Origin of the sequence: Streptomyces sp. NPDC002809 (assembly GCF_040295435.1) — a bacterium.
Lineage (GTDB): Bacteria > Actinomycetota > Actinomycetes > Streptomycetales > Streptomycetaceae > Streptomyces.
In genome coordinates this window covers 17109-29244 of sequence record NZ_JBEOVJ010000020.1, presented here as the reverse complement: position 1 = coordinate 29244, position 12136 = coordinate 17109, and the positions used below count along the sequence as shown (strand labels likewise).

The following is a 12136-nucleotide window of genomic DNA, read 5'->3' as shown; positions in this document are numbered from 1 at the left end:
GAGGTTCCGGGCATGTCCGAGCAGAACCGGCAGACATCCGACGACGGCATCGCGCCCATCGAGGCTTCGGCGGGCGCCCCGTCCAGGCGGGCACTGCTCGGCTGGGGCGGCGCCGGGCTCGCGCTCGGTGCGGTGGCGGCCGGCGGCGCGGCGGCCGCGGTGCGTTCCGGGGATACCCCGGTCACGGCCGCGGACAGCGGCGCGGCGGTGCCGTTCCACGGTGCGCACCAGGCCGGGATCGCCACCGCTGTCCAGGACCGCCTGCACTTCGCCGCGTTCGACGTGACGACGAAGGACCGCACCGAACTGGTCGCGCTGCTCAAGGAGTGGACCCGGGCGGCCGAGCGGATGACGGCCGGCCACGCGGTCGGCGACGGGGCTTACGGGGGCCTGGCGGAGGCTCCGCCGGACGACACGGGCGAGGCCCTGGGGCTCAAGCCGTCCCGGCTGACGCTGACGATCGGCTTCGGCCCCTCGCTGTTCGCCAAGGGGCGGTTCGGCCTGGAGGACAGGCGCCCCGAGGCGCTCGTCGAGCTGCCGAAGTTCCCGGGCGACAACCTCGACCGGGCCCGCAGCGGCGGCGACCTGTGCGTCCAGGCCTGTGCGGACGACCCGCAGGTGGCGGTGCACGCCATCCGCAACCTCGCCAGGATCGGCATGGGCCGCACCGCGATCCGCTGGTCGCAGCTGGGCTTCGGCAAGACGTCCTCGACGACGCCCGACGCCCAGACCCCGCGCAACATGATGGGTTTCAAGGACGGCACCCGGAACATCTCCGGCACCGACACCGCCGCCCTCGCCCGGCATGTGTGGGTCGGCGAGGACGACAGCGCCGGCTGGATGACCGGGGGCTCCTATCTGGTGGCCCGGCGCATCCGGATGCACATCGAGACCTGGGACCGCACCGGACTGCAGGAGCAGGAGGACGTCTTCGGCCGCGACAAGGGCGAGGGCGCCCCCGTCGGCAAGGCGAAGGAGCGCGACGAGCCGTTCCTGAAGGCGATGCTGCCGACCGCTCACGTACGGCTCGCGCACCCCGACACCAACGACGGGGCGACGATCCTGCGGCGCGGCTACTCCTTCACCGACGGGACGGACGGCCTCGGCCGGCTCGACGCCGGGCTGTTCTTCCTCGCGTACCAGCGCGACACCCGCAAGGCGTTCGTACCGCTCCAGCGGCGCCTGGCGGCACACGACGCACTCAACGAGTACATCCAGCACGTGGGTTCGGCGCACTTCGCCGTCCCGCCGGGCGTCCGCGACAAGGACGACTGGTGGGGCCGGGCGCTGTTCTCGTAACGGGACTCGAAGCGGAAAGGGAACCGAAACGTGTTCAGTAACTTCCTGATCGGCCTGCGCGAGGGCCTTGAGGCCAGCCTGGTCGTCTGCATTCTCATCGCGTACCTGGTGAAGACCGGCAACCGGCACAAGCTGCTGCCGATCTGGGTCGGCGTCGGCATCGCGATCGTCGTCAGTCTGGCCTTCGGCGCCGGTCTCGAATTCGGTTCGCAGGAGATGACGTTCAAGGCCCAGGAGGCACTCGGCGGTTCGCTGTCGATCCTCTCGGTCGGCCTGGTCACCTGGATGGTCTTCTGGATGCGCCGCACCGCACGGCATCTCAAGGCGGAGCTGCACGGCAAGCTCGACGCGGCGCTCGCGATGGGCACCGGCGCCCTGGTCGCCACGGCGCTGCTCGCGGTGGGCCGTGAGGGCCTGGAGACCTCGCTGTTCGTGTGGCGCGCGGTGCACGCGGCGGACGACGGCTGGCACCCGATGATCGGCGCGGTGCTGGGCATCGCCACGGCCGTCGTGCTGGGGTGGCTGTTCTACCGGGGCGCGTTGAAGATCAACCTGGCGAAGTTCTTCACCTGGACCGGCGGCATGCTGGTGGTCGTCGCGGCCGGTGTGCTCGCGTACGGCGTCCACGACCTGCAGGAGGCCGAGTTCCTCGGCGGTCTGCAGAACCGGGCGTTCGACATCAGCACCACGATTCCGCCGGACAGCTGGTACGGCACGTTGCTGAAGGGGACGTTCAACTTCCAGCCCGATCCGACCGTTCTCCAGATCACGGTGTGGGCGCTGTATCTGATCCCCACCCTCGCGCTGTTCCTCTCCCCGGTAGGGTTCGGACGGTCAGAGAGCCCTGCAGTGGGGGCGACGGATCAGAAGGCGCGGAAAGCAACGGATGAGAAGCCTGAGGCCGGTTCGGCTGGCGACGGGGCTCGCGACAGCGACGGTGCTGAGCATGACGGCGAGCGGGTGCGTGACGGTGCACGGCGAGCTGGAAGTCGTCCCGGCGGCGACGCGGCCTGAGGCCGCGCAGGCCCTGGCGGACTTCACCGCCGCGTACAACGCGGCGGACAAGGCCTACGACCCCGCGCTGGACGCGGGGCAGGTCACCGGCGCGCTCGGAGCGATCAACCAGGCCGGGCTGCGGGCCCGCGGGAAGAGCTATCCGAACGGCAACCCGAACCACCGGCCGCTGGAACTGACCGACGTGAACTACGTCGTCCCGAAGAAGGCCGGCTGGCCGCGGTGGTTCCTCGCGGACACGGACTCCAACCGCGATCAGGACAGCGGGAAGTTCGACACCCGCTGGCTGTTCGTCTTCGTCAAGTCCGGCCCCGAAGCGGGGTGGAAGGCCGCCTACCTGTCGGTCGTCACACCGTCCCAGCTCCCCGACTTCGCGGAGGACGGCGAGGGGCGGGCCACACCCGCCGCCGCGGACAGCCCCGGACTGGCGGTGGCTCCGCAGGACTTGGGCGCGCAGTACACGGGATACCTGCAAAAGGGTGCGCCGGACGTGTTCGCCCCCGGATCGTCCACCTCGGTCTGGCGCAACACCCGTCTGAACACCCGACGGGCCGGCTTCTCGTACCAGTACATCGACCGGCCGCTGAACAGCGGGGCGTTCGGGCCGCTCGGCCTGGAGACGGCGGACGGCGGCGCGCTGGTCTTCTTCAGCAGCAAGCACTTCGAACAGCAGACCGCTGCGAAGGGGCTGCGCCCGACGGTCTCCCCGGACGTCGCGGCACTGCTGACCGGTGAGGTGCAGAGCACGCTCACGAAGGAGCGGGTCTCCAGCCAGCTGGTGTACGTCCCGAAGAAGGGTGCCGGGTCGGGCAAGGTGATCGTGCTGAACCGCGTGCCGGGGCTGACGGCGGCGAAGGGGTCCTGAGGGCTGTCCCGCAATCCCTGGCGGGCGCACGATGACACTTACGGTGCCTCGCCGCGTTGCCGGAACGCCCGAATACATCCGGTATGCGGATGCTCCTCCGCCTTGCGATGCACCGCATCCGACGCCGCGCGCTGATCCACCACGGATTGCGGGACAGCCTTCGGGGAGTGTCCGCGAGGTGTCGTCGTCCGCCCGCGGGCCGGGCGGGACGCCGCGGGCAGGGCCCGGCACCGGAACGGTGCGGGCGAACGGCCCCGGCCGCCCGGTCCGGGGCTCCCGCGTCGAAACCGGCTACCGGCTCAGCGGCCAGGCCACCGACTCGTGGTCGACGCCGCTCTGCTCCGCGGAGCCCACGAACCGCGCACACGCGTCCGTCAGGGTCTCCAGCAGTGTCAGCGGGTCGGGCAGCGGATTCTCCGGCCCCCGGACCCAGCGGACGTCCAGCTCACCCGGGAGCATGGCCGGCGGCAGCAGCACATAGCTGCCACGGCAGTGCCACCGCAGTCCGGGGTGCTCGTCCATCGTCTCGGGGTGGCAGTCCAGCTCGCACGGCCACCACTCGTCCTCGTCCTCCGGCGTACCGCGCGTCGCCGTGAAGAAGAGCATCCGGTCGTCGCCGGACCGGGCCACCGGACCGACCTCGATACCGGCGGCGAGGAGTCGTTCCAGCGCCTGTGTGCCCGCCGACAGCGGCACGTCGAGAACGTCGTGGATCATGCCGGTCGCCGTGATGAAGTTGGCCTGCGGCTGACTGCGGGCCCAGCGCTCGATCTGTGCGCGGTCGGTCGTGGACTGTGTCTGCCAGGCGAAGGAGACCGGGTGCCTGGCGGGGGTGGGACAGCCGACGCGTTCGCACGAACATCGGTAGCCGACCGGATGGGCGGCGGGGGCGATCGGCATTCCCGCCTCGGCGACAGCCAGGAGCAGCGCCTCGCGTGCGGCGCCGTCGACATCGCTCTGCTGCGGTTTGGGCCGTCGGCGCAGCCAGTGGGAAAACCTGCTCTCCGAGCCGCGACTGTGGCTGAAATCGGCGCCCATCTATCCCCTTACCTCAGCGTTGCCCCTGCCCATGGTCCCACCATCCTGCGCTTCGGGTGGCCAGAGTCCCGAAGCGGGGTAGGACGGCCGACGCCACGCGATGACCGATGTTGCACCGTTTGTCATGAAATGGCGGATGAATTTCACGTGATCGGGGCCCTGGAAGGGAGTGGCCACCGCTCTCGCACGGAACGTCGCGGTCACACGTCACACAGCTGTACGGAACCACCCGATCGGTCCACTGTGCCTGCGGCCCGGGACGGCGCACTATGGGCTCACGCACACACCCGTGCGACGCACCGGCCGCAGCGGCCACCAATGCCGCAGCGACGATTCGTGAGGAGCCCCCGTTGCCTCGTGAAGCCACACCCCGCCGCTACCTGATGTGTGCCCCGGCCCACTTCAAGGTGACGTATTCCATCAATCCCTGGATGGACCCCACCAAACCCGTGGACCTGCCGCTGGCGCAGACCCAGTGGGAGGACCTGCGCGACCGCTACCGCACTCTCGGTCACACCGTCGAGCTGCTCACGCCCCACCCGGACCTGCCGGACATGGTCTTCGCCGCCAACGGGGCCACCGTCATCGACGGCCGGGTGCTGGGGGCGCGCTTCGCGTACCAGGAACGGTTCCCGGAGGCGGCCGCCCACCGCGACTGGTTCCACGGCCACGGCTTCACCGAGATCCATGAGCCGGTCCACGTCAACGAGGGCGAGGGCGACTTCGCGGTGACCTCGTCGTACGTCCTGGCGGGGCGCGGCTTCCGGTCCAGTCCGCTCTCGCACGACGAGGCCCAGGAGTTCTTCGGGCGGCCGGTGATCGGCCTCGATCTGGTCGATCCGCGCTACTACCACCTGGACACGGCGCTGAGCGTGCTGGACGACGCGGCCGACGAGATCATGTACTACCCGGGCGCCTTCTCGCCCGGCAGCCGGGCCGTGCTGGCCCGGCTCTTCCCGGACGCGTTGACCGCGAGCGAGGCGGACGCGGCCGCGTTCGGCCTGAACGCGGTGAGCGACGGGCTCCACGTACTGCTGCCGCAGGCCGCCACGGGCCTGTTCGACCCGCTGCGGGGACGCGGCTTCGAACCGGTGCCGATGGATCTCGGTGAGCTGCTCAAGGGCGGCGGCAGCGTGAAGTGCTGCACGCAGGAGCTGCGCGGCTAGCCGGCCGGGGAGTCACCGGCCGGAGGGGCCCTCCGGCTCCTGCGGGGGCGGCCAGGCGTCGCCCCAGTCGATGTCCCGGGCGGCGCGGTACAGCTCGCCGTGCCGCTTGGTGACCGTGGCGCGCCGCAGCGCCTCGTCCCGGGTGCAGAGCTCCAGCAGCACCTGGCCCTTGCGGATCTGCGGCCGTCGCGTGATCCGCGCTTCCACGGGCCGCGGGGTGAAGCGGGTGGCCACGACGTAGCTGAACTTCTCGTCCTCGTACGGCAGCGAGCCGCCCTTCACCTTCCGGTGCAGCGAGGAACGGCTGACCCGGGCCGAGAAGTGGCACCAGTCCTTGCCCGGCTCGATGGGGCAGGCAGCGCTGTGCGGGCAGGGTGCGGCGACGGTGAGTCCGGCGGCGATCAGCCGGTCCCGGGCCTCGATGATGCGGGCGTAGCCGTCGGGGGTGCCGGGCTCGACGACCACGACGGCCTGCGCGGCGCGGGCGGCGGCGTCGACGAGGGCGGTGCGCGCCTGCGGTGTGAGCTCGTTGAGCACGTAGGAGACGGTCACCAGGTCGGTGGCGTCGAGGGCGAGGTCCTGGCCGATCCGGGCCCGCTGCCACTGGGCGGCGCGCAGTCCCGGGACGCCGGAGGCCGCGGCCAGCTCGCGGCCCAGCTCCAGGGCGGGCTCGGCCCAGTCCAGGACGGTGGTCCGCGGCCCCTCCCAGGCCCCTGCGACCGCCCAGCTCGCCGCTCCGGTGCCGCCGCCGACGTCGGTGTGGGTGGCCGGCTCCCAGTCCGGGGCGGCATCGCGCAGGGCGTCGAGCGCGGACCGTACCGCCTCGAAGGTCGCGGGCATGCGGTACGCGGCGTACGCGGCGACGTCCGAGCGGTCGCGGAGCAGCGGGGCGTCGGTGGGAGTGGTCCCCCGGTAATTGGCGATGAGCCGGTCGACGGCCTGGGTGGCCTGCTTGGGCGGCAGCCCGTCCAGGAGTCCGGCCAGGGCCGCGCGCAGGGCTTCCGCGGTGGGGAGGGTGACGTTCACCGGGGAATTGTAGGCGGACGCGACCGGGCCGGGACTCCGCACAGGATCGGGACTGAATGGAAACGGAACCGAACTGTAAACGCATACACGCCAGTTGCTACGCTGACCGCCGCGAGGTCGTGTCGTGCCCATCGGGGGGACCATGAGACTGAAGTTCGGGCGCCTGACTCCGGTCGGCGGTGGGAGCACGAGGCAGAGGGTCGTGCGCCTGGCTCTGGTCGGTGGGCTGGTGGTGCTCACCCTGCTGCTCCTGCTGTCCGCCGGCGGCGGTGACAGCGGCGGCAAGAAGGCCGACGCCAAGCCGAAGAAGCCGGTGAAGCGGAGCGCGGCCCCGGCGACGCAGCTGACCGTCCCGTCCACGTACACGACCAAGCGCGGCTGGGAGCTCATCGGCACCTCTCCCGACTACGCGCTCTCCCGGACGACCGGGCGGCTCGCCTATCTGGTGCGGACGGCCGAGGGCGAGTACCAGTTGCGGACCATCGACCCGGAGACCGGGCGGGCCGGCTGGAGCGGGGACGCCTGGCGCCCGCCGGCCGCGGCGCACTTCCCGAAGCTGCTCACCGTCACCACGGAGGACCAGGAGTACTTCGTGACCTGGGCGTACGGGAAGGTCGGCGAGGACGCTCCGGCGCCGGCCGACCGGATCGTCTCCCTCGACGTGTACAGCGTGGAGACCGGCAGCCGGCAGCGCGTCGAGGTGCCGTGGAGGTCGGTGCCGACCGTCATCGCCACCGGCCCCGGCATCGTGATCGGCGACGGCGGGACCTCGAGCGTGGTGGTGGACCCGGGGACCGGCAGGGTCACCAAGGTGCCCGCCAAGGAGCTGAAGTACCCGAAGGGCTGCACGTCCTGCAAACACCTCACCGAGGTGCGCGGTCTGACGTCGAAGGGCCTGCTGGTGAGCGGGGCCCGGGAGTTCTGGGTGCAGGGCGGCTGGTTCAGCCGGAAGGTGGCGCCCAAGGGCGCCGACAAGAAGAGCGGTGTCCCGACGTCCGTGGCCCCCGGCGTGGTGCTGGCCAAGTGGCAGCTCGCGAAGGGCGCGAAGCTCGCGGCGACCCACGAGCTGTGGACGGTGCACGACACGGAGACGGGCAAGGCACTGGTCTCCGTGCAGTGCCACAAACCGGCGATCGCGCCGGGCCAGTACCCGCAGGCCGTCGTCTCGTCGTCGGGCGACTACCTGGTCGCCGGGAACCTCGCGTTCGATCTCGAGGCCGGCAAGGGCTTCTGCTTCGAGGACACCGAGGGGTCCAAGACACTCGTCCTGGCGTCCGTGACCGACGGCGGAACGGCGTACGGGGCGACGAACGTGCGCAACGCGGCGGATGTCCTGGCCGGGGGCGGCTTCCCCGTCGAGGCCGACCTGTCGGCGGGGGTGACCGACATGCTGTCGCCGAACGTCCGGGTGCCGGGCGCGGAGTCCCCGGAGGGGGTCGGGCTGTTCCGCTGGGCCGACGACAAGGACCGGCTGCACCTGATCGGCTATCCGCAGGCGGACTGACCCCCGCACCCACGGGAGCGGGCCGGCCGGCCCGCTCCCCCACGGCCTCAGGGCCGCGCGGCCATCTGCTGCCAGGGGCGGCACAGCCCGAGGAAGCACACCAGCGCGCCCACCGCGCACACCAGCTGCACGACGGCCATCGGCACGGCCGTCGCCTCCCCCGCGATCCCGACGAGCGGCGACGCGACGGCGCCGATCAGGAACTGGGAGGTGCCGAGGAGCGCGGAGGCGGAACCGGCGGCGTGCTTGGTGCGCATCAGCGCCTGCGTGTTGGTGTTCGGCATCGCGAGGCCCATCGCCGACATCAGCACGAACAGCCCGGTCGCCACCGGCACGAGTCCGACGTCCCCGAAGACCCCGGACGTCATGAGCAGCAGCGCCGTCGCGGCCAGCACGATGACCGCGAGGCCGAAGCCGAGCGCCTTGGCGAGGCTGACCCGGCCGACGAGGATCTTGCCGTTGATCTGGCCCACGGCGATCAGCCCGACGGAGTTGATGCCGAACAGCAGGCTGAAGGTCTGCGGCGAGGCACCGTAGATCTCCTGGACCACGAACGGAGACGCGGCAACGTAGGCGAAGAGGGCGGCGAAGGCGAGACTGCCCGCGATCATGTAGCCGCTGAAGACGCGGTCGGCGAGCAGCCCGCGCATGGTGCGCAGCGCGTCTCCGATGCCGCCGGTGTGGCGCTCCTCGGGCGGCAGGGTCTCGTGCAGCCACTTCCAGACGACGAGCGTGAGCAGGATGCCGACGACGGTGAGGACGGCGAAGATGCCCCGCCAGTCGGTGAGCCGCAGGACCTGTCCGCCGATGACGGGGGCGATGACCGGGGCGACGCCGGAGATGAGCATCAGTGTCGAGAAGAACCTGGCCATCTCCACGCCGTCGTACATGTCGCGCACGACGGCCCGGGCGATGACGATGCCGGCCGCGCCCGCGAGGCCCTGGACGAGGCGGAAGCCGATGAGGAGTTCGGCGGTCGGGGCGAAGACGCAGATCGCGGTGGCGAGTACGTAGACGATCATTCCGAGGAGCAGCGGGCGGCGCCTGCCCCAGCGGTCGCTCATCGGGCCGACGACGACCTGGCCGAGCGCCATGCCGGTGAGGCAGGCGGTCAGGGTGAGCTGGACCGTCGTGGCGGGTGCGTGCAGCGCGTCGGTGACGGCGGGGAGCGCCGGGAGGTACATGTCCATGGACAGCGGCGGCAGCGCGGTCAGTCCGCCGAGGACCAGGGTGACGAGGAGTCCGGTGCGCCGGGCGGTGGCGGCGGGGCCGGGTGGGAGGTGGGCGGGCCGGCCGGGGAGTCCGGCCTCGGCCCCGGTGTCGGGCGTGGGTATCTGCTGGGCTCGGCTGACGCCGCTCTCCGGCATTCTCATCTCCATAGTTGTTGAATCCGCCTCTATGCTCTCAGCTCAGCCGGAATGGTCGACACCTTTGTGGGAGCGTGCATGAGCAGGACTGTCCGTTGGGGCGTGCTGGCGACAGGTGGGATCGCGGCGACTTTCACCGCCGACCTGCAGGCGATGCCCGATGCGGAGGTGGTGGCCGTGGCCTCCCGTACGGACGCCTCGGCGAAGGCGTTCGCGGAGCGGTTCGGGATACCGCGGGCTTACGGGAGCTGGGCCGCGCTCGTCGCCGACGAGGACGTCGACGTGGTGTACGTGGCCACGCCGCACTCCGCGCACCGGGAGGCGACGGCACTCGCCCTGGAGGCCGGGAAGCACGTGCTGTGCGAGAAGGCGTTCACGATCAACGAGCGCGAGGCCCAGGAGCTGGTGAAGCTCGCGCGGGACCGCGGCCTCTTCCTGATGGAAGCGATGTGGACGTACTGCAACCCGGTCATCCGGCGGATGACGGAACTGGTGCGGGACGGGGCGATCGGCGAGATCCGCACCGTGCAGGCCGACTTCGGCTTCGCCGGCGACATCGGCGCGGGGCACCGGCTGCGCGATCCCGCGCTGGGCGGCGGGGCGCTGCTGGACCTCGGGGTCTACCCGGTGTCGTTCGCGCAGCTGCTGCTGGGCGAGCCGGACCGGGTGCAGGCCGACGCGCTGCTGTCGCCGGAGGGCGTCGACCTGAGCACCGGCATGCTGCTGGGCTGGGAGTCGGGCGCCAACGCACTGCTCTCCTGCTCGATCGTCGGGCATCACCCGACGGCCGCCACGGTCATCGGGACGGCCGGCCGGATCGACTTCCCGGACAGCTTCTTCTATCCGCAGCGCTTCGTGCTGCACCGGGCCGGCCGGGAGCCGGAGGAGATCACCTCCGGCCCGGGGCCGCAGGGCCTGACGGGGATGCAGTTCGAGGCGGCCGAGGTGATGCGGGCGGTCCTGGCGGGCGAGACGGAGTCCCCGCTGGTGCCGCTGGACGGTTCGCTCGCGGTGATGCGGACGCTCGATGCGGTACGTGAGCGCATCGGCGTCCGCTACCCCGTGGACGGCGTGGTGTCGTAGGACGTCCCGGACCGGGCCGGGACCGGCCGGGTCAGGCCGGTGTCAGGCCCTGGTCGCCCACCTCCGTGACGAACGAGGCGGCCGTCGTCACGGGGGCGCCGGGCGTGGTGACGGCGGACACCGTTCGGTAGTCGGCGCGCGCCCGGCGCTCCTGGAGCGTGACGAGGACGTAGCCGCGGCGCCCGTTGTAGAACTTCATGTGCGGGTTGGCGGTCGTCTGGTTCGTCCAGTTGGCCGGCTTCTCCGAGCCGTTCTTGCCGCTGGCGATGGAGGTGGCGACGATCTCGGTGCCGACGGTGCGGGAGGCCGGGTCGTCGAAGTCCCGCTTCAGGTCGAAGGCGTAGCCGACGTGCACGTCGCCGGTCAGCACCATGAGGTTGTCCACCCCGGCGGCCTCGGCGCCCCTCAGGACGCGGTCCCGGGACGCCGGGTAGCCGTCCCACGAGTCCATGGAGAGCTTGTAGGCGTCGGTCGGGACATCGCGCCGCTGGGCGAAGGTGACCTGCTGCGGGACGACGTTCCAGGTGGCCTTCGAGTGGCGCCAGCCGTCGATCAGCCAGCGCTCCTGGGCGGCACCGGTCAGGGTGCGCGAGGGGTCCTCGGACTCGGGTCCGGGGGTCTGCCAGCCGTCGCCGTACGCCTGGTCGCTGCGGTACTGGCGGGTGTCGAGGATGTCGAACTGGGCGAGCCGGCCGAACTGCAGGCGCCGGTAGAGCTTCATGTCCGGGCCGTGCGGCTGCTGCGGGGCGCGCAGCGGCTGGTTCTCCCAGTACGCGCGGTAGGCGGCGGCCCGGCGGATCAGGAACTCCTCGGGCGGCACGCTGTTCTCGGGGATCTCGCCCGCGTAGTTGTTCTCGGTCTCGTGGTCGTCCCAGGTGACGACGAAGGGGTGCGCGGCGTGGGCGGCGCGCAGGTCGGGGTCGGACTTGTAGAGGGCGTACCGCAGCCGGTAGTCCTCCAGCGTGGTCGTCTCCCGGTTGAAGAGGGCGGGCAGGGTGCGGTCGGTGTAGTTGCGAGCCCCGCCGGTCGCGGTGACGGCGTACTCGTAGAGGTAGTCGCCGAGGTGGAGGACGACGTCGACGTCCTCCTCGGCAAGGTGCTTGTACGCGGTGAAGTAGCCGTCGTGGTAGGCCTGGCAGGAGACCGCGGCCAGGCTCAGTTCGCGCTTGTGGGCGCCGGGGGCGGGCGCGGTGCGGGTCCGGCCGACCGGGCTGGTCCACTGCCCGGTGCGGAAGCGGTAGTAGAGGACGCGGTCCGGTGCGAGGCCTCTGACGTCCACGTGGACGCTGTGGTGGAACTCCGGGTGGGCGGTGGTGGTGCCGCGCCGGACGACGCGCTGGAAGCGCTCGTCGCGGGCCAGCTCCCAGCGCACCTCGACGCGGGCGGCGGGCAGTCCGCTGTCGGGCTCGAACGGGCGGGGCGCGAGCCTCGTCCACAGCAGGACGGAGTCGGGCAGCGGGTCACCGGAGGCGACGCCGAGGGTGAACGGGTCCTCGTTGATCTTCCGGGCGTCGAGCTCGGCGGCGCTCGCCGCTCCCGCGGCCGGCAGGCCGACGGAGAACGCGAGTGCGGCGGCGGCTCCGGTGACGGTGAGAAAGCGGCGGCGGCCGGTGTGCCGGGCCGCTTCGCGCATCTCCTGCTGGTGCGATGAGTACGTCATCTGTCCCTCCCCTGACTGGTGATGTGGGGGAAGTCCATCGGGCCGGCGCATCGGGCGGTTGGCGTGCTCACGTCGCACGGGCGTCGCCCGGATGAGGAATGCGGCAGGAATGGA

The 12136-nt window shown here is 71.6% G+C and carries 10 protein-coding genes; 6 read left to right on the top strand and 4 right to left on the bottom strand.

Going from position 1 to position 12136, the window contains the following annotated elements; translation table 11 throughout:
* The first annotated feature begins 12 nt into the window (after nt 1-12).
* From efeB to ABT025_RS15040, 3 genes are read left to right on the top strand one after another with little or no spacing between them, the layout of a single operon-like run.
* A complete protein-coding gene (gene efeB / locus ABT025_RS15050; RefSeq protein WP_350993919.1) occupies nt 13-1299 on the top strand; it encodes an iron uptake transporter deferrochelatase/peroxidase subunit in 1287 nt (428 codons plus the stop codon).
* A gap of 30 nt (nt 1300-1329) precedes the next feature.
* Entirely contained in the window at nt 1330-2313 is a 984-nt protein-coding gene (gene efeU, locus ABT025_RS15045; protein ID WP_350993918.1) for an iron uptake transporter permease EfeU, read from the top strand.
* Nucleotides 2246-3178, top strand: a complete 933-nt coding sequence (locus ABT025_RS15040; RefSeq protein WP_350993916.1) for an SCO2278 family lipoprotein — start codon at nt 2246-2248, stop codon at nt 3176-3178. Before efeU ends, ABT025_RS15040 begins: the two co-directional genes overlap by 68 nt.
* 291 nt (nt 3179-3469) lie before the next feature.
* Here the strand turns inward: ABT025_RS15040 and ABT025_RS15035 are convergent, their stop codons facing one another.
* On the bottom strand, nt 3470-4216 hold the full coding sequence (locus ABT025_RS15035; RefSeq protein WP_350993914.1) for a bifunctional DNA primase/polymerase: 747 nt from the start codon (nt 4214-4216) through the stop codon (nt 3470-3472).
* A 269-nt stretch (nt 4217-4485) separates the two neighbouring features.
* Between ABT025_RS15035 and ddaH the strand changes: the two genes are divergently transcribed.
* Nucleotides 4486-5382: a dimethylargininase gene (gene ddaH, locus ABT025_RS15030; RefSeq protein WP_350993912.1), complete on the top strand. Its 897-nt coding sequence runs from the start codon at nt 4486-4488 to the stop codon at nt 5380-5382.
* Nucleotides 5383-5394: 12 nt separating this feature from the next.
* On the opposite strand, the gene ABT025_RS15025 is transcribed toward ddaH, so the two are convergent.
* Nucleotides 5395-6408 (bottom strand): small ribosomal subunit Rsm22 family protein, encoded by a 1014-nt coding sequence (locus tag ABT025_RS15025; RefSeq protein ID WP_350993910.1) that lies wholly within the window; start codon nt 6406-6408, stop codon nt 5395-5397.
* A gap of 202 nt (nt 6409-6610) precedes the next feature.
* Here ABT025_RS15025 and ABT025_RS15020 point away from each other — a divergent pair, with 202 nt between their 5' ends.
* A complete protein-coding gene (locus ABT025_RS15020) occupies nt 6611-7912 on the top strand; it encodes a hypothetical protein (protein WP_350993908.1) in 1302 nt (433 codons plus the stop codon).
* 47 nt (nt 7913-7959) lie between these two features.
* Here ABT025_RS15020 and ABT025_RS15015 read toward each other — a convergent pair whose 3' ends face one another.
* On the bottom strand, nt 7960-9279 hold the full coding sequence (locus ABT025_RS15015) for a multidrug effflux MFS transporter (RefSeq protein ID WP_350993906.1): 1320 nt from the start codon (nt 9277-9279) through the stop codon (nt 7960-7962).
* Between the two features lie 78 nt (nt 9280-9357).
* Here ABT025_RS15015 and ABT025_RS15010 point away from each other — a divergent pair, with 78 nt between their 5' ends.
* Entirely contained in the window at nt 9358-10362 is a 1005-nt protein-coding gene (locus ABT025_RS15010) for a Gfo/Idh/MocA family protein (RefSeq protein ID WP_350993904.1), read from the top strand.
* 31 nt (nt 10363-10393) lie between these two features.
* Here the strand turns inward: ABT025_RS15010 and ABT025_RS15005 are convergent, their stop codons facing one another.
* A complete protein-coding gene (locus tag ABT025_RS15005) occupies nt 10394-12022 on the bottom strand; it encodes an alkaline phosphatase D family protein (protein WP_350993902.1) in 1629 nt (542 codons plus the stop codon).
* Nucleotides 12023-12136: the final 114 nt, after the last annotated feature.

What these genes read in the sequence shown, in the direction of transcription:
- efeB (WP_350993919.1), top strand. Translation starts at nt 13, where the DNA reads ATGTCCGAGCAGAACCGGCAGACATCCGACGACGGCATCGCGCCCATC.
- ABT025_RS15040 (WP_350993916.1), top strand. Translation starts at nt 2,246, where the DNA reads ATGACGGCGAGCGGGTGCGTGACGGTGCACGGCGAGCTGGAAGTCGTC.
- ABT025_RS15035 (WP_350993914.1), bottom strand. Translation starts at nt 4,216, where the DNA reads ATGGGCGCCGATTTCAGCCACAGTCGCGGCTCGGAGAGCAGGTTTTCC.
- ddaH (WP_350993912.1), top strand. Translation starts at nt 4,486, where the DNA reads ATGGGCTCACGCACACACCCGTGCGACGCACCGGCCGCAGCGGCCACC.
- ABT025_RS15015 (WP_350993906.1), bottom strand. Translation starts at nt 9,279, where the DNA reads ATGCCGGAGAGCGGCGTCAGCCGAGCCCAGCAGATACCCACGCCCGAC.
- ABT025_RS15010 (WP_350993904.1), top strand. Translation starts at nt 9,358, where the DNA reads ATGAGCAGGACTGTCCGTTGGGGCGTGCTGGCGACAGGTGGGATCGCG.
- ABT025_RS15005 (WP_350993902.1), bottom strand. Translation starts at nt 12,022, where the DNA reads ATGACGTACTCATCGCACCAGCAGGAGATGCGCGAAGCGGCCCGGCAC.